General features: G+C 71.5%; 23 protein-coding genes and 1 pseudogene. 18 read left to right on the top strand and 6 right to left on the bottom strand.

The window, feature by feature from the left end; translation table 11 throughout:
• Both FDA94_RS40045 and FDA94_RS27370 read right to left on the bottom strand, forming a co-directional pair.
• Positions 1-344, bottom strand: a pseudogene (locus FDA94_RS40045) (hypothetical protein); the annotation flags it as partial.
• 107 nt (positions 345-451) lie between these two features.
• Positions 452-865: a hypothetical protein gene (locus tag FDA94_RS27370; protein ID WP_170991147.1), complete on the bottom strand. Its 414-nt coding sequence runs from the start codon at positions 863-865 to the stop codon at positions 452-454.
• A gap of 233 nt (positions 866-1,098) precedes the next feature.
• Between FDA94_RS27370 and FDA94_RS27365 the strand changes: the two genes are divergently transcribed.
• The gene (locus FDA94_RS27365; protein WP_212735534.1) at positions 1,099-1,359 is read left to right on the top strand and encodes an SAV_915 family protein; all 261 of its coding nucleotides are present in this window, start codon (positions 1,099-1,101) and stop codon (positions 1,357-1,359) included.
• A 98-nt stretch (positions 1,360-1,457) separates the two neighbouring features.
• Here FDA94_RS27365 and FDA94_RS27360 read toward each other — a convergent pair whose 3' ends face one another.
• A complete protein-coding gene (locus FDA94_RS27360; protein ID WP_137249945.1) occupies positions 1,458-2,291 on the bottom strand; it encodes an alpha/beta fold hydrolase in 834 nt (277 codons plus the stop codon).
• Positions 2,292-2,437: 146 nt separating this feature from the next.
• On the opposite strand from FDA94_RS27360, the gene FDA94_RS27355 reads away from it, so the two are divergent.
• Both FDA94_RS27355 and FDA94_RS27350 read left to right on the top strand, forming a co-directional pair.
• A complete protein-coding gene (locus tag FDA94_RS27355; protein WP_137249944.1) occupies positions 2,438-2,716 on the top strand; it encodes a sulfurtransferase TusA family protein in 279 nt (92 codons plus the stop codon).
• A gap of 57 nt (positions 2,717-2,773) precedes the next feature.
• Positions 2,774-3,175, top strand: a complete 402-nt coding sequence (locus FDA94_RS27350) for a cellulose binding domain-containing protein (RefSeq protein ID WP_137249943.1) — start codon at positions 2,774-2,776, stop codon at positions 3,173-3,175.
• Here the strand turns inward: FDA94_RS27350 and FDA94_RS27345 are convergent.
• On the bottom strand, positions 3,162-3,755 hold the full coding sequence (locus tag FDA94_RS27345; RefSeq protein ID WP_137249942.1) for a TetR/AcrR family transcriptional regulator: 594 nt from the start codon (positions 3,753-3,755) through the stop codon (positions 3,162-3,164). The two genes, FDA94_RS27350 and FDA94_RS27345, sit on opposite strands and share 14 nt — an antisense overlap.
• A gap of 30 nt (positions 3,756-3,785) precedes the next feature.
• Here FDA94_RS27345 and FDA94_RS27340 point away from each other — a divergent pair, with 30 nt between their 5' ends.
• A complete protein-coding gene (locus FDA94_RS27340; protein ID WP_137249941.1) occupies positions 3,786-4,175 on the top strand; it encodes a VOC family protein in 390 nt (129 codons plus the stop codon).
• A gap of 10 nt (positions 4,176-4,185) precedes the next feature.
• Positions 4,186-4,761, top strand: a complete 576-nt coding sequence (locus FDA94_RS27335) for a (2Fe-2S)-binding protein (RefSeq protein ID WP_137249940.1) — start codon at positions 4,186-4,188, stop codon at positions 4,759-4,761.
• A 9-nt stretch (positions 4,762-4,770) separates the two neighbouring features.
• Here FDA94_RS27335 and FDA94_RS27330 read toward each other — a convergent pair whose 3' ends face one another.
• Positions 4,771-5,154, bottom strand: coding sequence for a YdeI/OmpD-associated family protein (locus FDA94_RS27330; protein WP_137249939.1), 384 nt, complete (start codon positions 5,152-5,154; stop codon positions 4,771-4,773).
• A gap of 94 nt (positions 5,155-5,248) precedes the next feature.
• Here FDA94_RS27330 and FDA94_RS27325 point away from each other — a divergent pair, with 94 nt between their 5' ends.
• The 7 genes from FDA94_RS27325 to FDA94_RS27295 all read left to right on the top strand — a co-directional run bounded on the left by FDA94_RS27325 (position 5,249) and on the right by FDA94_RS27295 (position 12,981).
• Complete coding sequence (locus FDA94_RS27325) at positions 5,249-6,052, top strand: ABC transporter ATP-binding protein (protein ID WP_137249938.1); 804 nt, start codon at positions 5,249-5,251, stop codon at positions 6,050-6,052.
• 12 nt (positions 6,053-6,064) lie between these two features.
• Positions 6,065-7,051, top strand: a complete 987-nt coding sequence (locus tag FDA94_RS27320) for an ABC transporter substrate-binding protein (protein ID WP_137249937.1) — start codon at positions 6,065-6,067, stop codon at positions 7,049-7,051.
• Positions 7,048-9,105, top strand: coding sequence for an iron ABC transporter permease (locus FDA94_RS27315; protein ID WP_137249936.1), 2,058 nt, complete (start codon positions 7,048-7,050; stop codon positions 9,103-9,105). The genes FDA94_RS27320 and FDA94_RS27315 overlap by 4 nt, the downstream gene beginning before the upstream one ends.
• A gap of 1 nt (position 9,106) precedes the next feature.
• Positions 9,107-9,997: a siderophore-interacting protein gene (locus FDA94_RS27310; RefSeq protein WP_137249935.1), complete on the top strand. Its 891-nt coding sequence runs from the start codon at positions 9,107-9,109 to the stop codon at positions 9,995-9,997.
• A 39-nt stretch (positions 9,998-10,036) separates the two neighbouring features.
• Complete coding sequence (locus FDA94_RS27305) at positions 10,037-10,825, top strand: SDR family oxidoreductase (protein ID WP_137249934.1); 789 nt, start codon at positions 10,037-10,039, stop codon at positions 10,823-10,825.
• 193 nt (positions 10,826-11,018) lie between these two features.
• Positions 11,019-11,558, top strand: coding sequence for a hypothetical protein (locus FDA94_RS27300; protein WP_137249933.1), 540 nt, complete (start codon positions 11,019-11,021; stop codon positions 11,556-11,558).
• 34 nt (positions 11,559-11,592) lie between these two features.
• On the top strand, positions 11,593-12,981 hold the full coding sequence (locus tag FDA94_RS27295; RefSeq protein WP_137249932.1) for a PepSY-associated TM helix domain-containing protein: 1,389 nt from the start codon (positions 11,593-11,595) through the stop codon (positions 12,979-12,981).
• Positions 12,982-12,984: 3 nt separating this feature from the next.
• Here FDA94_RS27295 and FDA94_RS27290 read toward each other — a convergent pair whose 3' ends face one another.
• On the bottom strand, positions 12,985-13,881 hold the full coding sequence (locus tag FDA94_RS27290; RefSeq protein ID WP_137249931.1) for a sulfite exporter TauE/SafE family protein: 897 nt from the start codon (positions 13,879-13,881) through the stop codon (positions 12,985-12,987).
• A 155-nt stretch (positions 13,882-14,036) separates the two neighbouring features.
• On the opposite strand from FDA94_RS27290, the gene FDA94_RS27285 reads away from it, so the two are divergent.
• The 6 genes from FDA94_RS27285 to FDA94_RS27260 all read left to right on the top strand — a co-directional run bounded on the left by FDA94_RS27285 (position 14,037) and on the right by FDA94_RS27260 (position 17,837).
• The gene (locus FDA94_RS27285; protein ID WP_137249930.1) at positions 14,037-14,414 is read left to right on the top strand and encodes a hypothetical protein; all 378 of its coding nucleotides are present in this window, start codon (positions 14,037-14,039) and stop codon (positions 14,412-14,414) included.
• A 36-nt stretch (positions 14,415-14,450) separates the two neighbouring features.
• Complete coding sequence (locus FDA94_RS27280) at positions 14,451-15,365, top strand: SDR family NAD(P)-dependent oxidoreductase (protein WP_137249929.1); 915 nt, start codon at positions 14,451-14,453, stop codon at positions 15,363-15,365.
• Positions 15,366-15,378: 13 nt separating this feature from the next.
• Positions 15,379-16,179 carry an isocitrate lyase/PEP mutase family protein gene (locus tag FDA94_RS27275; protein WP_137249928.1) on the top strand — a complete coding sequence of 267 codons (801 nt, stop codon included), beginning with the start codon at positions 15,379-15,381 and terminating at the stop codon, positions 16,177-16,179.
• 10 nt (positions 16,180-16,189) lie between these two features.
• Positions 16,190-16,789, top strand: a complete 600-nt coding sequence (locus FDA94_RS27270) for a molybdopterin-dependent oxidoreductase (RefSeq protein ID WP_137249927.1) — start codon at positions 16,190-16,192, stop codon at positions 16,787-16,789.
• A 76-nt stretch (positions 16,790-16,865) separates the two neighbouring features.
• Entirely contained in the window at positions 16,866-17,564 is a 699-nt protein-coding gene (locus FDA94_RS27265; RefSeq protein ID WP_137249926.1) for a ferredoxin reductase, read from the top strand.
• Positions 17,565-17,567: 3 nt separating this feature from the next.
• Complete coding sequence (locus tag FDA94_RS27260) at positions 17,568-17,837, top strand: DUF6510 family protein (protein WP_137249925.1); 270 nt, start codon at positions 17,568-17,570, stop codon at positions 17,835-17,837.
• Positions 17,838-17,863: the final 26 nt, after the last annotated feature.

Raw genomic sequence — 17,863 nt, 5'->3', positions numbered from 1 at the left:
GGAGCCGGAGCCGGAGCTGCGGCCGGGGCGGCCGGTTTGGCCGGGGCCGGAGCGGCAGGCTTGGCCGGGGCGACCGGGGCCGGGGTGGGGGCGCTCTTCGCGGCTGGGGCCGCCGAAGGCGTGGCGAGGAGGGCGGCGGCCTTCTTGGCGGCGTCCGCGGCGGCCTTCTTGGCCGACTTCTCGGCGCCCGCAGTGCCAGGGATGTCCTTGGCGGCCGGGGCCGGCTGGATGGGTGGGTCGATGGGGTTGACCTGCGCCGAGGCGGCCGCCCCGGAGAGGGTGACCAGGGCGGCGGCGAGGACGCCCGTCAGCCCCAGGCTCCATTTGTTGGCACGCGTATGCATATGCACTTCCATGCGAGTTGTCATTCCAAAACGACCGGACACCATTGAGGTGTCCGGCCCGGGAAATACCCGCATGGATTCTGACGGCAGCCCTGGCCAACGCTAATTCAGGACAAAGTCTTATGATGCGCAAATCGGTCTATACGCTGATATGAAGTGACGACCGGCACCCGCACCGGCACCGGCGCCGGAACCCGCCCGGCCGCACGCAGCGACATCGGCAGCCGCATCGCCGCGCCCACCATCCCGGCCCCGGTCAGCAGCGCCAGCCGCAGCCAGTCGGCCGTCGTGAACGTCAGCTCGCCGAGCCCGTTCACCAGGAATCCCGTCGTCAGGAACCAGCCGATCACCCCGGCCACGCCCGCCGCCACCGGACGCCGCACGACCAGCCCGATCGCCGCCGTCAGCCCGGCCATCGCCGCGACCCGCTCCGACACGTCCGGCACGGCCGGCACGAACGCGGCCACCACGACCACCGCCCCGACCGCCATCGCGGCCGAGGCCGGAATCAGCAACTCCAATGAGGCGGCGTGCCGAGAAACCATTTCCAGGCCCCCTTTCGCTCATATCCAACAAGCGAGAGGGAGCCCGGCGGGCCGTATTGATGCCATTCCTACGCCGCCTTGACGCGATGACTACGCGTCAAAAAGGCGTCAGCATCGGCGGCGCACCCGTCGGATCGCCGTAGAGAAAGCCCCACGGCCTTTCTCCGGCCCCTAACGTCGATGCCGTGAACGTGGAAGGGAAAACGACGATGGACGTGCCGCTATTCGTGCCGGTCCGGAAGACCGGCTGCGCCGACGCCCTCCGGGTGTTCCGCACCCCCGACGGAGCCCGCACGGCGGTGGCCTTCACCTCTCCGGTCCGGCTCGCCCTCGTGCTCGGCGCCGACCAGCCCTGGATCCGGCTCTGCGAACCGGCCCTGCGCGCCCTCCTCAGGGACATCGGCGTGCCGGGAATCGTCATCGACCCCCAGGCGGCCTCCAGCCAACCGGCCCCCCACGCCGCCGCGTGAACCCCAAGACCCGCCTCGGGGCGGCGCCGGAGCCGTCCCGAGGCGTTCCAACCTCCCGGAGAACGAAATCTCCAGGTCCTTCGGCGAAAGGCCGCGGGCTAGCGCTCCAGGAAGTCGAGGAGTTCCTTGTTGACCTCTTCGGGGTGGGTCCAGCCGATGTTGTGCGGGCCGCCCTCGATGGTGACGAAGGTCAGGTCCTTGATCAGGCCGGGCAGGCGGGCGGCGGTGCTGGCGTAGGGCAGGATGCGGTCCTGGTCGCCGTGGACCAGCAGGACCGGCACGTCGATCTTCGGCAGGTCGTCGCGGAAGTCCTCCAGCCAGGCGTCGACGCACTTGTACGCCGAGTACGAACTCCCCAGGCAGGCCGCGATGAAGCAGTTCTGGTAGGCCTCCCTGCTGATGCGGGTGCCCTCGTACATGTCGACGTTGAAGAAGTCGTCCAGGAACTTGCGGAAGTAGGCGGGGCGGTCGTGCACGACGGCTTCCTTGATGCCGTCGAAGACCGACTTGTCGACGCCCTCGGGGTTGTCGGCGGTCTTGAGCAGGAACGGCGGGATGGCGCCCAGCAGTACCGCGCGGCGGATCCGGTCGTTGCCGTACTTGGCCAGGTAGCGGGTGACCTCGCCGGTGCCCATCGAGAAGCCGACCAGGTCGACTTCGGGCAGGTCGAGGTGGTCGAGGAGGATCTTGAGGTCGTGGGCGAAGGTGTCGTAGTCGTGGCCCTGGGTGGGCTGGCTCGACTTGCCCCAGCCGCGCCGGTCGTAGGTGATCACGCGGAAGCCCGCGTCGAGCAGCACCCGCTGCTGCTTCTCCCAGGACGCGCCGTTGAGCGGATAGCCGTGGATCAGCACGACGGGCCGCCCGGAGCCGTGGTCTTCGAAGTGGATGTCGATCGTGTCGCTGTTCTCCCGGCCGACGGTGACCTTGCCCATATCGTTCCCCCTGACATCGACTGGACCCGGGCCACGCTAGCAATACGGCATTTGTTACGTTTTGCCGCTGAAAATCCCGTTCATGTACGCCCTAAGGCATGATCCCGGCGCCCACTCGCTTGACCTGGTTGGGGGAGACTTGTCCCATGGCCAACGAACCGGTGGTGCTCGACGGCGGCGATCGGCGCTGCGTGCTGCTCCTGATCGAGCTGCGCGGGCTCGTCGACTCGCTCGACCCCGGGACGGTCGTCCACCTCCGCGCCACCGACCCGGCCGCGCCCCTCGACCTCCCGGCGTGGTGCCACCTGACCGGCCACGACTACCTCGGCGTGGTCGGCGACCACGTCTACGGCGTGCGGGTCTCCGGGGCGACCACGCCGACCCAGCCCGACCGGCCCTGGCACGTGAAAGATTCATCGCGCTGAGCTGCGGTGACGTGCCGTTTCGTTGACCGGGAACGGTCCTCGCCGGACCATCCGCCCATGAGGATCCTGACCGCCCTCGCCGTCGCCGCCGCCCTCGTGCTCGGCACCTCCGCTCCCGCCCACGCGATGTCGTACTCGTGCGACGTCACCTACGACACCAGCGTCTGGACCGGCGGTTTCGTCGCGTCCATCACCGTCGAGAACACCGGCACGTCCGCCTTCTCCCCCTGGCTGCTGCAGATCGTCTTCGCCGGGGACGAGACGATGAGCTCCGGATGGTCGGCCACGTGGACGCAGACTCCCCCGAGTCTCCAGGCGGCCAACCCCGTCTGGGCGCCGTCGATCATGCCGGGGGCCACCTCGGCGCCCATCGGCTTCGTGGCGACGTACACGGGGACCTATGCGAACCCGACCGGCATCACCCTCAACGGGGTGCCCTGCACGGTCACCTACATCTGAGCGATTCCAGCAGTTCGGTGAGCGCGCGCCGGGTGTCGTCGAGAGCGGACGGTTCGGAGGCGAGCCACAGGGCGGCCTCGTTCATCGCGCCGGAGAGCAGGCGGGTGAGCGGGGCCGTCGGCCGTTCGGGGAGCAGACCGGCGCGCATCAGGCCGGCCACCGCCTCCTCCAAATGGAAGGCCGAGGCCGCCTCGTCGAAGGCCCGCCATTCGGCCCAGCCGAGCACGGCCGGGCCGTCGACCAGCAGGATCCGGCGGCGGGTCGGGTCGGTGCTCGCGGTCAGGAAGGCCTGGCACCCCGCCGCGAAGCCTGTCCACAGGTCGGCTTCGGCCTCGGCCGCCGCCGCGACGTGGCCGCCGACCTCCTGGTGGACCGACTCCAGGACCGCCCGGAACAGCGCGGCCTTGCCGTCGAACTGGTGGTAGAGGGCGCCCTTGGTGACCCCGGCGGCGGCGGTGATCTCGGTCAGGCCGACGTCGGCGTAGCCGCGCTCGGCGAACAGCCGCCGGGCTTCGGCGATCAGGGCCAGGCGGGTGCGTTCTTTCTGTTCGGCTCGCACGACTGCTTCTCCAATTGACATACCGTCGGTATGCGAAATAGCGTACCGGACATGAAGACCTCGAGTTTCTATCCCGTGATCGCGACCCCGGTCCTCGCCGAGTCACGCGACTTCTACCTCCGGAACTTCGGTTTCTCGATCGTCTTCGAGTCCGACTGGTACGTCAGTCTCAAGAACCCCAGCGGCTACGAGCTGGCCCTGCTCGACCCGACGCATCCGACGATCCCGGCCGGCTACCGCGTCCCGGCCCAGGGCGTGCTGCTCAACTTCGAGGTCGACGACGTCGACGGCGAGTGGCGGCGGCTGGTCGTCGAGGGCGGCCTCACGCCGGAGCTGGAGCTGCGCAGCGAGGACTTCGGCCAGCGGCACTTCATCGTGGCGGCGCCCGAGGGCGTGCTCATCGACGTCATCACCGAGATTCCATGGGGCTCCGGCTCATAACATCGGCGGAATGACGACCATCGAGGCCGCCGTCGCCGACGTGGCAGGGGTGAACGTCTTCTTCGCGCTCGGCGTCGGCGGCGGAGTCCCGCTCGTCGAGCGGCTGGCCGACGACGCGGTCATCGACGCGACGGCGAAACGGCTGCTCACCCTCGACCGCAGGGTCGCGGCGTCCGTCCTGTTCCAGGGGGCGCTGGCGCGGCTCTGGTCTCCGTACGTCGCCCTGCGCGCCGCCCACGGCATCTCGATCGACCTGGCCGACGCGCGCTGGGACGACGACGGGGTGCGGGTGCCCGAGCTGCGCGAAGGCCCGAGGTTCGCCCTCGAACCCCTGGTGGCGGCGCTGCCGTGGGTGTCGCCCAAGGTCCTCTACGGCAACGCGGCCTCGGCGCTGACCGGAGCGGTCGGCGCGTTCTCCCGGGCCCGGCCGGGGCACGCGTCGCGGGCCGAGGCGCTGGGCCGTGAATACCTGAACGAGGGGCCGCTGACCGGCACGCTCGACCGGCGGGGCGTCCGCCGGTCGTGCTGTCTCCACTATCGGGTGGGCGGCATCTGCGGCGACTGCGTCCTCACCGCCATCCGCTGACCCGGGTCGTCAGCCCTTGGTGCCCGACCAGCGGCCGTCGGCCTTGGCCTGATCGACCTGGGCCTGCCCGGCGGGGCGCATCCGGCCCTCGTCGATGAGCCGCTGGGCCAGGTCGCTGTTGCGCGGCGACCACTTGGAGGTCTTCTTCCTCGGCTGGTAGCGGAGGATGTAGTAGTCGTCGTCGTAGCGGTACATCTTCGAGTCGACCCAGCCGTAGCACGACGAGCTCTCCAGGGCCTCTTCGAAGGTGATCGTCGGGATCCCGCGCCCCTTCTTCGCGAACTTCAGCCACAGGCCGGGCTCGTGGGCGTGGTTCTTCTCCAGCCAGTCTTCGAACGCCTCGGCGGAGGCGAACGGGATGATCGGGTATCCGTCGGACTCGTGGCGCTCCATGGCGGGAGTCTGCCACCAGAGGTCGCCGTCTAACTGGGGTGTCCTTTTTACCCGATATTGAAGGTTGGCGAAGGTTAGCCTAACCTAAGTCCACGTGACCGAAACTCTCGCGTTGCGCGGCTCCGGCCTGTCCCTCGCTTACCAAGGCACTCCCGTCGTCCGCGACGCCGGGATCACGCTGCGCCCCGGCCGGGTGACCGCGCTCGTCGGCCCCAACGGCAGCGGCAAGTCGACCCTGCTGCGCGCGCTGGCCCGGCTCCACGAGCCCGTTTCCGGTTCCGTACGGCTCGGCGACGACACCTCGGCCTTCGATCTCGCCCCCCGCGAGTTCGCCAGGAAGGTCACGCTGCTCTCCCAGTCACGGCCGACGCCTTCTGGCGTGCTGGTGCGGGACGTGGTGGCGTACGGCCGCCATCCCCACCGGGGGCGCTGGCGGGCCGGAGACGCCGAGGGCGCGGCGGCGGTGGCGCGGGCCATGGACCTGACCGGCACGACCGCGATGGCCGACCGTCCCGCCGACGAACTGTCCGGCGGCGAACTCCAGCGCGTCTGGCTGGCCACCTGCCTGGCCCAGGAGACCGGCGTGCTGCTGCTCGACGAGCCCACCACCTTCCTCGACCTCCGCTACCAGGTCGAACTGCTCGACCTGGTCCGCGACCTCGCCGACCACCACGACGTCGCCATCGGCGTCGTGCTGCACGACCTCGACCAGGCCGCCGCCATCGCCGACGAGGTCGTCCTGCTGCACGGCGGCCGCATCAGGGCCGTCGGCTCCCCCGCCGACGTCCTCACCGAGGCACTCCTGACCGAGGCCTACGGCATCCGGGTCGAAGTGACCCACGACGGCGCGACGATCCGGACCCGTCCGGTCGGCCGTCATTCGAAAAGCACCGTTTAAGGAAGACGTTCAATGAAGCCCCTGCGCACCGCGCTCCTCATCGCCGCCGTCCTGGGATTGGGCGCGTGCGGGACGACCGAGCCCGCCGCAGCCCCCTCCGCCGCCCCCGCCGCCTCCGAGACCCAGGCCCAGGCGATCACCATCACCGACGGCCTCGGCCGCGAGGTCAAGCTGGCCAAGCCCGCCACCCGGGTGGTCGGCCTGGAGTGGGGCGAGATCGAGATGCTCGTCGGCCTCGGCGTGATGCCGGTCGGCGCGGCCGACGTCAAGGGATACGCCACCTGGGTCACCGCCGCGCCGCTCGACCCGTCGGTCAAGGACGTCGGCACCCGTGGCGAGCCGAGCGTCGACGCCATCGTCGCCCTGCAGCCCGACCTCATCGTGATGGAGGCCGCGGCCAACAGCCCGATCGTGGCGCAGCTGGAGAAGTTCGTCCCGGTGCTGGTGCCCAAGGGCTCGTCGGCCACCGACAACCTGGGCCGCATGCGCGCCGACCTGAAGATGATCGCGACCGCCGTCGGCAAGGAGGCCGAGGCCGACCGGCTGCTCACCGACATGGACGCGAAGTTCGCCACCGCCAAGTCGGCCATCGAGGCCGCCGGGCACGCCGGCAGCCCGTTCGCCATGGCCGACGGATGGTCCGAGGGCGGCAGCGTGTCGATCCGGATGTTCGGCAAGGGCGCCCTGGTCGCCGAGACCGCCGAGGCCATCGGCCTGCGCAACGCCTGGACCGGCGACGTCGACCCCGACTGGGGCCTGGGCACCACCGACGTCGAGGGCCTGAGCCCGCTCAAGGACGAGAAGATCCGCTTCTTCTACAACGCCAGCGACGGCGCCGACGTCTTCGCCGACGACCTCAAGAACAACGCGATCTGGACCTCCCTGCCCTTCGTCAAGAGCGGCCAGGTCACCAAGCTGCCCGACGGCATCTGGACGTTCGGCGGCCCCCTCTCGGTGGCCCAGTACGCCGACGCGCTCGTGAAGGCCTACACGGCTTGACCACCACCGTCGTGACCCCCGCCGCCCCCCGTCTCGGGGTGGCGGGCGTCTTCACCGCCGCCGTGGCCGCGATCGTCGTGGTCGCGGCGGTGCACCTCACCCAGGGCACCTCCTCGGTCGGGCTGTTCGACCTGCTCGACACCGGCGACGAGGCCATGCGCGTGCTGCTGGCCTCCCGGCTGCCGCGCCTGCTGGCCGCGATCGCGGTCGGGCTGGCGCTCGGCGCGTCCGGGGCGCTGCTCCAGTCGATCTCGCGCAACCCGCTCGCCTCGCCCGACACCCTGGCGGTCTCCTCCGGCGCCTACCTCGCCGTGGTGGCCGCCGCGGCGCTGGGCGTCAACCTGCCGACCCTGCCGTCGGGCGGGCTGGCATTCCTCGGCGGCCTCGCGGCGGCCGGGCTCGTCATGGCCGTCTCGGCGGGCGGGCGCAGCGGCACCACCCGGCTGATCCTGGCCGGGTCGGCGGCGGCGCTGGCGTTCACGGCGCTGACGAACCTGATGATGATCCTGTTCCAGCAGGAGACGACGGGCCTGTACGCCTGGGGTTCGGGCGCGCTGACGCAGAAGGACCTGTCGGTCGTGACGCAGGTCGCGCCGGTCATCGTGCTCGCGCTGGCCGCCGGGGTCCTCCTCGGGCCCCGGCTCGACGTGCTCGGGCTCGGCGGCGAGGGCGCGACCGTGCTCGGCGTCAACGTGCGCCGGCTGCGGTTCGGGGTGACCCTGCTCGCGGTGCTGCTGGCCAGTGCGGCCGTGGTGATCGCCGGGCCGGTCGGCTTCGTCGGGCTGTGCGCGCCGGTGGTCGTACGGCTGGCCGGGCGGTGGCTGCCCGGCCTGCTGGCGCACCGGAATCTGGTCCCGCTCTCCGGCCTGGCCGGAGTGCTGGTGGTGCTGGCCGCCGACGTGTCGCTGCGGGCACTGTTCGGCGGCCAGTCGGGGGTCGACGTGCCGCCCGGCGTGGTGACGGCGCTGGTCGGCGCCGCGGTGATGGTCTACCTGGCCCGGCGGCACCGCGACGGCGGCCCGGCCCGGCGCCCGCCCGGCATCCGGGCCGCCGCCCACCGCTCCCGCGCCGTCTTCACTGCCTTCGTCCTCGGCGGTACGGCTCTGCTAGCCGGGGCCGTCGTGCTCGGCATGCTCCTCGGCGACACCTTCCTGCGGACCGGCGACATCGGCCTGTGGCTGCAGGGCCGTACGAACATGGGCATCACGTTCGTGCTCGACCAGCGCTATCCCCGCGTCCTGGCGGCGGTGCTGGCCGGGGCCGCGCTCGCGGTGGCCGGCACGATCATCCAGGCCGTCTGCCGCAACCCGCTGGCCGAACCGAGCGTGCTCGGCATCACCTCGGGCGCGGGGGTCGGCGCGATCTCGATCATCTCGTTCGCCCCGGCGGCCGGGCTGTGGGCCGTCACGGGCGCCGCCGGGCTGGGCGCGCTGGTGGCGTTCGCGCTGGTCTACGGCCTGGCATGGAAGGGCGGCCTGAGCTCCGACCGGCTGGTGCTGATGGGCTTCGCGGTCGCCTCGGCGGGCACGGCGCTGACCGTGCTGATCATCGTCGAGACCGACCCGTGGAACACCGCCACGGCGCTGACCTGGCTGTCCGGCTCGACCTACGGCCGGACCCCGCTGCAGCTGCTGCCGGTGGCGATCGCGCTGGCGGTCGTGGTGCCGCTGGTGGCCGGGCAGCGCCGGGAACTCGACCTGCTCTCGCTCGACGAGCACACGCCGCGCATCCTGGGGGTGCCGGTCGAACCGGCCCGCCTCACCGCCCTGGCGGGCGCGGTGCTGCTGACCGCGACCGCCGTCTCGGCGATCGGCGTGGTCGGCTTCGTCGGGCTCGTCGCCCCGCACGCCGCCCGCGCCCTCGTGGGCGGCCGGCACACCCGGGTCCTGCCGGTCGCGGCCCTGCTGGGCGCGCTGCTGGTCAGCCTCGCCGACACCCTGGGACGGACGGTCATCGCCCCCGCCCAGATCCCCGCCGGACTGGTCACCGCCATGCTCGGCACACCGTATTTCGTCTGGCTGCTGTGGCGGTCACGAGCGGGACAGGAGTCCTGACATGCACGACCCCTGGCACGTCTTCCAGGTGCGCGTCCGCCGCGTCGAGCGGCTGAGCCCGGCGTTCCTGCGCGTCACCTTCACCGGCGACGACCTGGAGCACTTCGCCGACCCCGGCTACGACCAGCGGATCAAGCTGGTCGTCCCGATCCCCGAGTACGGGACGCTGCTGTTCCCCGACGGCCCCGACTGGCACGCCCGCTACCGCGCCCTCCCCGACGATCAGAAGAACCCGATCCGGACCTACACCGTCCGCGCCGTCCGCCCCTCGGTCGCGGAGGTGGACGTGGACATCGTCCTGCACGCCGACGACGGCCACCTCGGCCCGGCCGCCCGGTGGGCCGCCGACGTGCAGGAGGACGACCGCTGCGCCCTGTGGGGACCCGACTCCCGGCACGGCGGCCCCTACGGCGGGCTGGAGTTCAAGCTGCCCGCCGACGGGGGCAACCTGCTGCTGGCCGGCGACGAGACGGCGGTCCCGGCCATCACCCGCATCCTGGAGCAGCTCCCCCCGCACATCACCGGGGAGGCGCTGATGGAGGTGCCGGAGACGGCGGACGTACAGAAGGAGACCGCGCCCGCCGGAATGCGGGTCACCTGGCTCCCGAGGAACGGCGCCGACCACGGCTCGCTGCTGATCGACGAGGTGAAGGCGGCGGCGGCCCGCCTCATCCCGCCGGCCGCCCCCGCGCAGGTGGAGGACGTCGACGTCGACGTCGACATTTTGTGGGAGATCCCCGACGCGCCCCCGGCGGCCTGCTACGTGTGGCTGGCCGGGGAGGCCGCGGTGGTCGTGACGCTGCGGCGGCACCTGGTCGGCGAGCGAGGTCTCGACCGGAAGGCGGTGGCGTTCATGGGCTACTGGCGGAAGGGCCGGGCCGAGTCGAATTGAGGTCATGACCTGACCGCAGGGGTTCCTAGGGTCGGCGGCATGACACGCATCCTGGTGACGGGCGCCACCGGCAACGTCGGCCGCCCCCTGGTGAACCGGCTCCTGGCGGAGGGCCACGACGTCCGCGCCCTCACCCGCGACCCCGCGCGAGCGGCGCTGCCGGACGGGGTGGAGGTCGTTCGGGGAGACCTGGCGAACCCGGCGGGCCTCTTCGACGGCGTGACGGCCGCCCACCTCATCACCTTCGCGGGCGACCCGGCGGCCATCGCCGAGGCGGCCCGCGGCCTGACCCGGGTGACCCTGCTGCAGGGCTCCCTCACCGCCGACCCCCTGGAACAGGCCCTCCGCGCGGCGGGCCTGCGCCCGACCTGCCTGGCCCCCGTCGAGTTCATGTCGAACGTCCTGGAATGGGCAGACTCGATCAAGGCGGAGGGCGTCGTCCGCGACGGCTTCGCCGCCATGCCGAGCTCGATGATCCACGAGTCGGACATCGCCGACGTCGCCGCGTGCGCCCTGACGCAGGACGGCCACCAGGACAAGGAGTACTGGCTCACCGGCCCGGAGGCGCTGACCGCGCCCGAGAAGGTGGCGGTGCTGTCGAAGGTCCTGGACCGCGAGATCCGCTTCGAGGAACTCACCGCCGACCAGATGGTCGCCGTCTGGACGTCATGGGGCTTCGGCGAGGAGGACGTCGCCTTCATGCTCCAGGTCCGCACCGACCCCCCGGTCCAGGGCCGCACGGTCCTCCCGACGGTGGAGGAGGTCACGGGCCACCCGGCCCGCACCTTCGCCGACTGGGTCCAGGAGAACGCGGCGGCCTTCCGCTGAAAGAGCCACCCGCATCCCCCGGTGAGGAGGATGCGGGCGGCCTCATCGGCAGCCCGGTGGCGGAGACGCCGGGGGCGGTGCGACGGTCGGCCCGGTGAAGGTTTCATCGAACGGCCGGGGCCTCTGTCGCGTATCTCCGCTCGTGAGAGTTTGAGGCCTTGCCTCTCTGATCGTTTCTGGGAGCATTGCGGTCGTGGACATCGGCGGGCCCGGATTACGCGTCGCACGCGCGGCGCTGTTCGCCGTCGTGTGCGTGCTCGCGTCTCTGGCCATGCACCTGCTCGCCGGCGGCTCCCCGGTCCACCTCCCGCTCATCGGCGCCGCGACCGTCTCGACCGGCTGCGTCGCCTTCGCGCTGGCCCGCCGCCGTCTCTCGGGCGCGGCCCTGCTCGGGTTCTGCTTCCTGTTCCAGTACGGCATGCACCACCTCTTCGCCCTGGGAGCCGTGACCCCTCCGGCCGACCACCACACCGGCGGCGCGGCGGCCACGCTCGGCATGGCCGTCGCGCACGGCGTGGTCGCGGTGCTGTCGGCGGCCTGGCTGTCACGGGGCGAGAGCGCCCTGGCCGAACTGCTCCACCTTCTGGTGGCGCGGCTCCTCGTGCTGCTGCGCCCCCGCGTCCCGGCCGTCGGGCCCGTGGTGTTCCGGCGCGCGGCGGAGGCCGTCCCGGACGGGCGGTTCCTCACCTCCGTTCTCCGGCGGAGGGGTCCACCGGTTCAGCCCGCCCGCTGAACCCGTCGACCTCTCAACCCCGGAGCGAGAAACCATGACCTCGATCGACGTGCGTCCGACGACGCCCGAAACCGACCCTAAAGCGTCAACACACAACTACCGTCTGCTGTGGCGGTGGCACTTCTACGCCGGGGTGTTCGTCGCCCCGATCCTGTTCGTGATGGCCGTGACCGGCTCCATCTACCTGTTCAAGCAGCCCTTCGAGGCCTGGTCGCAGCAGGACGTGCGGGAGGTGGCCGCCGTCGCGGACCCGGTGCCGCTCGCCGATCAGGTCGCCGCGGCACAGGCCGTGAAGCCGGGCGTCGACATCAGGGCGGTGATCCCGCCCTCGGGCCCCGACCGGTCGACGCGGATCATCTTCCAGGGCGCCGACCCGGGCCCGTTCGCCGACGGGATCTCCGTGTACGTCGACCCGGGCGACGGCAAGGTCCTCGGCGTGGTCGACGACGCCGGCACGTTCATGGCGGCGGTTCGCAAGATCCACGGCGAGCTGATGGCCGGGGTCGTCGGCGACCGGATCGTGGAGACGGCCGCGTGCTGGTCGCTGATCCTGATCGCGACCGGCACCTACATGTGGTGGACGACCAGGAAGCGCGCCGCCCCCAAGAAGAAGACGCGCGGTTCGCTGCGCCGGCTGCACATGTGGACCGGCGTCGGCGCCGGCGTGGCGATCGTGTTTCTCGTGCTGTCGGGCCTGCCCTGGTCGGGCTTCTGGGGCGACTACGTGAACAAGGCCCAGGCCTACTTCGACTCCGGCTACCCCGAGGTGACCTCGACGTCGACGCTCAGCGGCGACCTGTCGCACCACCCCGACGCGAAGGTGCCCTGGGCGGCCGAGAACCTGCCCGTGCCGGAGTCGGAGGCGCACCACGGCGGTGGCGGCGGCGTGCTCCAGCCGGGCGCGATCGCGCTGGAGGCGGCGCTGGCGGCGGCCCGCCCGGCGATCCGCGACTGCCCGCCCGGCCAGTGCGACCTGAAGATGCTGCTGCCCGCCGAGCCGACCGGCGTCTACACGGTCGTCACCGACCACTATCGCGACCCGTCGGCCGGGCAGACCCTGCACGTCGACCAGTACAGCGGGAAGATCCTCACCGACTACGGCTGGAACGAGTACGGCGTGATGGCCAAGGCCGTCGAGCTGGGCATCGCGATCCACGAGGGCCGCCGCTACGGCGTCGTCAACCTGCTGGTGATGCTCGGGGCGTGCCTGGCGCTGATCGGGCTGATCGTGACCGGCGTCTGGATGTGGTGGAAGCGGCGTCCGAAGGGCTCGGTCGGCGCGCCCCGCCGCCCGGCGAACGGGCGCACCACGTGGGGCGTGGCGGCCCTGCTCGCCGTGCTGGGGATCCTGTTCCCGCTGGCCGGGCTGACGATGGTGGCGATGCTGGTGATCGACCGGATCGCCGTGCGGCTGGGCTCCTGACGGTCAGGCCGCCGGGGTCAGTTCGGTCTCGGCGGCCTTCGTCTTGCGGTGCTCGCCGACCGAGTAGACGACCGACCCCACCCAGACGAGCGCGAGGACGACGTACACGACCGTCTGGACCGAACTGGAGGCGGCGATCCAGTCACTGCGCAGGAGAGTGCGCACGTTGGTGAGGATGATCAGGCCGCCGACGGCGGAGCCGAGGATGCGCGGCGGCACGTGCCGCACCAGCCAGGCGGCGATCGGCGCGGCGATGACGCCGCCGAGCAGCAGCACGCCGACCCAGGCGAAGTCGATGTTCTCCGAGCCGATGCCGACCAGGAAGCCGAGCGAGGCGGCGATGGCGACGAGGAACTCGCTGGCGTCGATGGAGCCGATGACCTTGCGCGGCTCCATCCGGCCGCTGGCCAGGATCGCCGGGGTGCCGACCGGCCCCCAGCCGCCGCCTCCGGTCGCGTCGACGAACCCGGCGAACAGCCCGAGCGGGGCCAGGAACCGCTTGCGCATCGGCTTGCCGAGCTGTCCCTTGGGCAGGCCGAAGGCGGTGAAGCGGATCAGGATGTAGAGGCCGAGCGTGAGCAGGATCAGCGACATGATCGGCGCGCCCGACTCGGTGGAGAGGCTCGACAGGAAGGTCGCGCCCGCGAAGGCGCCGATGGCGCCGGGGATACCGATCTTCGCGACGACCTTCCAGTCGATGTTGTTGAACCGCCAGTGCGCCACGCCCGAGGCGAGAGTCGTGCCGATCTCGGCCAGGTGGACGGTCGCGGACGCGGCGGCGGCGTTGGTGCCGATGGCCAGCAACAGGGTCGTGGAGGTGACGCCGTATGCCATGCCGAGGCTGCCGTCGACGAGTTGGGCCGCGAACCCGACGAGCCCGAGCAAGATCAGTGACCGCACGGCGTCTCCCTTCGATTCCTACTTTGCCCCTAGGTTAAATGATGACCTTTCTGCGATGAAACAGCCGCTCTGCGCCATCTGCAAAAGACCAGGTCGGGGTAAGGGTCTCGTCACTCGCCCCGCTCGTGGTCGCGCCCCTTCTTAATGTCGGCCGTGTGAACGCATTGACGAGCGGAGACCTCGCCCTCGGCGCGGCCGTCGGGGTCGGCGGGCTGGGCCTGAGCATGGTCGGCCTGTGGGTGAACCGGCGCACCCTCGACGAGCCGGGCCCGCCGGCGGTGGCGTGGCGGATCGCGCGGGTGCGCGGCACCCAGTCGCTGTGCTGGCTGACCAACACCGGCACCGACCGCGCCCTGTCGGTGACGGCCGACTGGCGCAAGGCCGGGCCCGGCCTCGGCGACCTGCCCGCGCAGGTGGCGATCGGGCCGGGGTCGAGCTGGCAGTTCCTGCTGCGCCCGGCGGCCCGGCACCCTTCGGTGATCTGGCTGACCTGGGAGGGGCAGCGGGAACCGGTGGCCGTGCCGATGCCTTGACCGGGCGTTGACGGCTCGCTCGCTAGTTTCGGAGTTATGACCGTTAAAACGCCTTTTGGGGCTGATTCCACGGCGAGTGAGGTCATCGAAGGCATCGACCTCGGCGGCAAGCGCGCCATCGTCACCGGCGCCAACTCCGGCATCGGGCTGGAGACCGCGCGGGTCCTGGCCGACGCGGGCGCCGAGGTCATGCTCGCGGTCCGCGACGTCGACGCCGGCATCCGCGCCGCCGACGAGATCGGCGGCAAGGTCGCCATCGCCCACCTGGACCTGTCCGACCAGACCTCGGTCCGCGACTTCGTCGCCGGGTGGGCCGGGCCGCTCGACATCCTGGTGGACAACGCGGGCATCTCGGCGATCCCGCTGACCCGCACTCCCGAGGGCTGGGAGCTGCAGTTCGCCACCAACCACCTCGGCCACTTCACGCTGACCACGGGCCTGCACGAGGCGCTGGCCATGCGGCCCGGAGCCCGCGTGGTGGTGCTGAGCTCGGTGGCGAACCTGCGGTCGCCGGTCGTCTTCGACGACATCCACTACCTGCGCCGCGAGTACGACCCGATGGAGGCCTACGGCCAGTCGAAGACCGCCAACGCGCTGTTCGCGGTCGGCGCGGCCGGGCGCTGGGCCGGCGACGGGATCATGGTGAACGCGGTGATGCCCGGGGTGATCCGCACCGGCATCCAGCGCTACTTCACCGAAGAGGGCTTCCAGAACCTGTTGGACAACACCGGCCGCCCGGAGGGCAAGACCATCCCGCAGGGCGCCGCGACCACCGTCCTGGTGGCGACCTCGCCGCTGCTCGACGGCGTCACCGGCCGCTACTTCGAGGACTGCAACGAGGCCGAGCCCTACCCGGGCATCGGCCCGAAGCGCGGCTACGCCCCGTACGCGGTCGACCCGGAGCTCGCCATGCGGCTCTGGTACGTCTCACAAGAGATGCTGCAAACCTGATCTACTGAGCCGTATGTCCTCTCTCACCGAGAAAGCACGTGTCTTCCGGTCGCTGCACGTCCCCGGCGACCCGCTCCTGCTGCCCAACGCCTGGGACGTCGCCAGCGCCCTGCTCACCGAGGCGGCGGGGGCCAAGGCGGTCGCCACCACCAGCGCGGGCGTGGCCTGGAGCCTGGGCGTGCCCGACGGCGACAACCTCGGCCGCGACCGCGCCGCCGAGGCGGTCAGGCGGGTCACCGAGGTGGTCGGGGTCCCGGTCACCGCCGACATCGAGGGCGGCTTCGGCGCCACGCCCGACGAGGTGGCCGTGACGATCACCCGGATCCTCGAAGCGGGCGCCGTGGGCGTCAACATCGAAGACGGCGCCCGGAGCCTCGCCGACCAGGCGGCCCGGCTGGCCGCCGCCCGGCAGAGCGCCGACGACTTCGGCGTGCCGCTCTTCATCAACGCCCGCATCGACACCTACCTCAGGGGCGGCGACGACCTGGCCGACACCCTGCGGCGGGCGTCGGCGTTCCTGGAGGCGGGCGCGACCGGGATCTTCGTCCCGGGCGTGCACGACCCCGGACTGGCCGCGCAGCTCGTCAAGGAGATCGACGCGCCGGTGAACATGCTGCTCGGCCCGGGAGCGCCGCCGGTGAGCGCGTTCGCCGAGGCGGGGGTGGCCCGGATCAGCCTGGGCTCGTCGGTCGCCTCGGCCGCCTACGCCGTGGCCAAGGCCGCGACCGAGGAGCTGCTGGCCGGAGGGACGTACACCTCGATCGCCGCAGGTCTCCCCTACGGCGAGCTCAACAACCTCCTGCAAAAGGGGTAGGACGCCAGTTATGGGGATCATTTCGCGCGCCTTCCAGGGCCGCCCGAGAGACCACGACGAGAACCTTCCGCCGGGCCAGTATCTGGTCCACGACTTCCCGGTTCTGTCGGCCGGGCCCACCCCGAGGGTCCCGCTCGACCGGTGGGAGTTCGCCATCGACACCGCCGAGGGCCAGGTCCACCGCTGGTCGTGGGAGGAGTTCCTGGCCCTGCCGCAGGAGACCCCGACCGTCGACCTGCACTGCGTGACCAAGTGGTCGAAGTTCGGCACCGAGTGGAAGGGCGTCAGCCTCGACGTCCTGATGGAGGACGTCGAGTCGGCCGCCGAGTACGCCCTGGCCTACAGCTACGGCGGCTACACGACCAACCTGCCGCTGGAGGACCTGCTCGACGGCAAGGCCTGGATCGTGTACGAGTTCGACGGCGAGGAGCTCGCCCCCGCCCACGGCGGCCCGGCCCGGCTGCTGGTGCCGCACCTCTACCTGTGGAAGTCGGCCAAGTGGATCAAGGGGATCCGGCTGCTCAACGAAGACTGGCCGGGCTTCTGGGAGACGGCGGGCTACCACAACTACGGCGACCCGTGGCGCGAGCAGCGCTACCAGGGTGATTAGACGTGACGCGGACGGCCGAGGGCCGGCCGCGGCTCGGACTCCGAACCTACCTCGAAGAACACAGCTGACCTGGCGGGTGGCGACGGTCACCGAGATCCGCCAGGAGACCCCGACGGCCCGGACGCTGGTCTTCGACGTGCCCGGCTGGCCCGGCCACCTCCCCGGCCAGCACGTCGACGTGAAGCTCACCGCCGACGACGGCTACAGCGCCCAGCGCAGCTACTCGATCGCCAATGGCGACGACGGGGAGCGCGTCGAGCTCACCGTCCAGCAGGTCGGCGACGGCGAGGTGTCGCCCTACCTGACCGAGGTGCTGGAGGTGGGCGACCAGATCGAGCTGCGCGGCCCGGTCGGCGGCTGGTTCGTGTGGCGTCCCCACTCTTCTCCGCCGGTGCTGCTGATCGGGGGCGGGTCGGGCATCGTGCCGCTGATGGCGATGATCCGGTCACGCGGGAAGTCCGACACGCCGTTCCGGCTGCTCTACTCGCTGCGCGATCCCGGCCAGCTGTTCTACGCGCGCGAACTCGAGAAGGTGACGGCGGGGGTCGAGGTGGCCTACCTCTACACCCGGACCGCCCCGCCCGACGCGGGCCGCGCCGCCGGGCGGATCCGCGCGGCCGACCTGGTCGCCTACGGCTGGCCGCCGGAGACCTCTCCCGACGTCTTCGTCTGCGGGCCCACGGGCTTCGTCGAGGCCGCCGCCGACCTGCTGACCGAGCTGGGCCACGACCCCGCCAAGATCAAGACTGAGCGTTTCGGACCCACCGGAGGCTGACCCATGGAGAACCTGGACTACCAGGACGGCAACGCCCTCGCCGGGCCGCTGAGCGAGATCTTCACCCTCGACGTCACCACCGCGCACGGCACCTGCGCGGGCTGCGGCCGGCGGGGGGCGCTGGCCGAGCTGCGCGTCTACGGGCCCGAGCCCGGTCTGGTCGCCCGCTGCCCGGGGTGCGAGGAGGTCGTGCTGACCCTCGTGCGCGGGCCGAAGGACGCCTGGCTCGACCTGCGCGGCTCGGTCTCGTTGCGCATCCCGATCACTGAGTAGCCCCATACTCATGCGCGGGCCCGGAA

The organism is Herbidospora galbida, from assembly GCF_005233835.1.
Lineage (GTDB): Bacteria > Actinomycetota > Actinomycetes > Streptosporangiales > Streptosporangiaceae > Herbidospora > Herbidospora galbida.
The sequence above is the reverse complement of the archived record's forward strand: the minus strand, read 5'-3'. Positions and strand labels throughout refer to the sequence as shown.

What these genes read in the sequence shown, in the direction of transcription:
- FDA94_RS27355 (WP_137249944.1), top strand. Translation starts at nt 2,438, where the DNA reads ATGGCCAACGAACCGGTGGTGCTCGACGGCGGCGATCGGCGCTGCGTG.
- FDA94_RS27270 (WP_137249927.1), top strand. Translation starts at nt 16,190, where the DNA reads ATGGGGATCATTTCGCGCGCCTTCCAGGGCCGCCCGAGAGACCACGAC.
- FDA94_RS27305 (WP_137249934.1), top strand. Translation starts at nt 10,037, where the DNA reads ATGACACGCATCCTGGTGACGGGCGCCACCGGCAACGTCGGCCGCCCC.
- FDA94_RS27260 (WP_137249925.1), top strand. Translation starts at nt 17,568, where the DNA reads ATGGAGAACCTGGACTACCAGGACGGCAACGCCCTCGCCGGGCCGCTG.
- FDA94_RS27345 (WP_137249942.1), bottom strand. Translation starts at nt 3,755, where the DNA reads ATGTCAATTGGAGAAGCAGTCGTGCGAGCCGAACAGAAAGAACGCACC.
- FDA94_RS27340 (WP_137249941.1), top strand. Translation starts at nt 3,786, where the DNA reads ATGAAGACCTCGAGTTTCTATCCCGTGATCGCGACCCCGGTCCTCGCC.
- FDA94_RS27320 (WP_137249937.1), top strand. Translation starts at nt 6,065, where the DNA reads ATGAAGCCCCTGCGCACCGCGCTCCTCATCGCCGCCGTCCTGGGATTG.
- FDA94_RS27295 (WP_137249932.1), top strand. Translation starts at nt 11,593, where the DNA reads ATGACCTCGATCGACGTGCGTCCGACGACGCCCGAAACCGACCCTAAA.
- FDA94_RS27275 (WP_137249928.1), top strand. Translation starts at nt 15,379, where the DNA reads ATGTCCTCTCTCACCGAGAAAGCACGTGTCTTCCGGTCGCTGCACGTC.
- FDA94_RS27360 (WP_137249945.1), bottom strand. Translation starts at nt 2,291, where the DNA reads ATGGGCAAGGTCACCGTCGGCCGGGAGAACAGCGACACGATCGACATC.
- FDA94_RS27330 (WP_137249939.1), bottom strand. Translation starts at nt 5,154, where the DNA reads ATGGAGCGCCACGAGTCCGACGGATACCCGATCATCCCGTTCGCCTCC.
- FDA94_RS27310 (WP_137249935.1), top strand. Translation starts at nt 9,107, where the DNA reads ATGCACGACCCCTGGCACGTCTTCCAGGTGCGCGTCCGCCGCGTCGAG.
- FDA94_RS27350 (WP_137249943.1), top strand. Translation starts at nt 2,774, where the DNA reads ATGAGGATCCTGACCGCCCTCGCCGTCGCCGCCGCCCTCGTGCTCGGC.
- FDA94_RS27335 (WP_137249940.1), top strand. Translation starts at nt 4,186, where the DNA reads ATGACGACCATCGAGGCCGCCGTCGCCGACGTGGCAGGGGTGAACGTC.
- FDA94_RS27280 (WP_137249929.1), top strand. Translation starts at nt 14,451, where the DNA reads ATGACCGTTAAAACGCCTTTTGGGGCTGATTCCACGGCGAGTGAGGTC.
- FDA94_RS27365 (WP_212735534.1), top strand. Translation starts at nt 1,099, where the DNA reads ATGGACGTGCCGCTATTCGTGCCGGTCCGGAAGACCGGCTGCGCCGAC.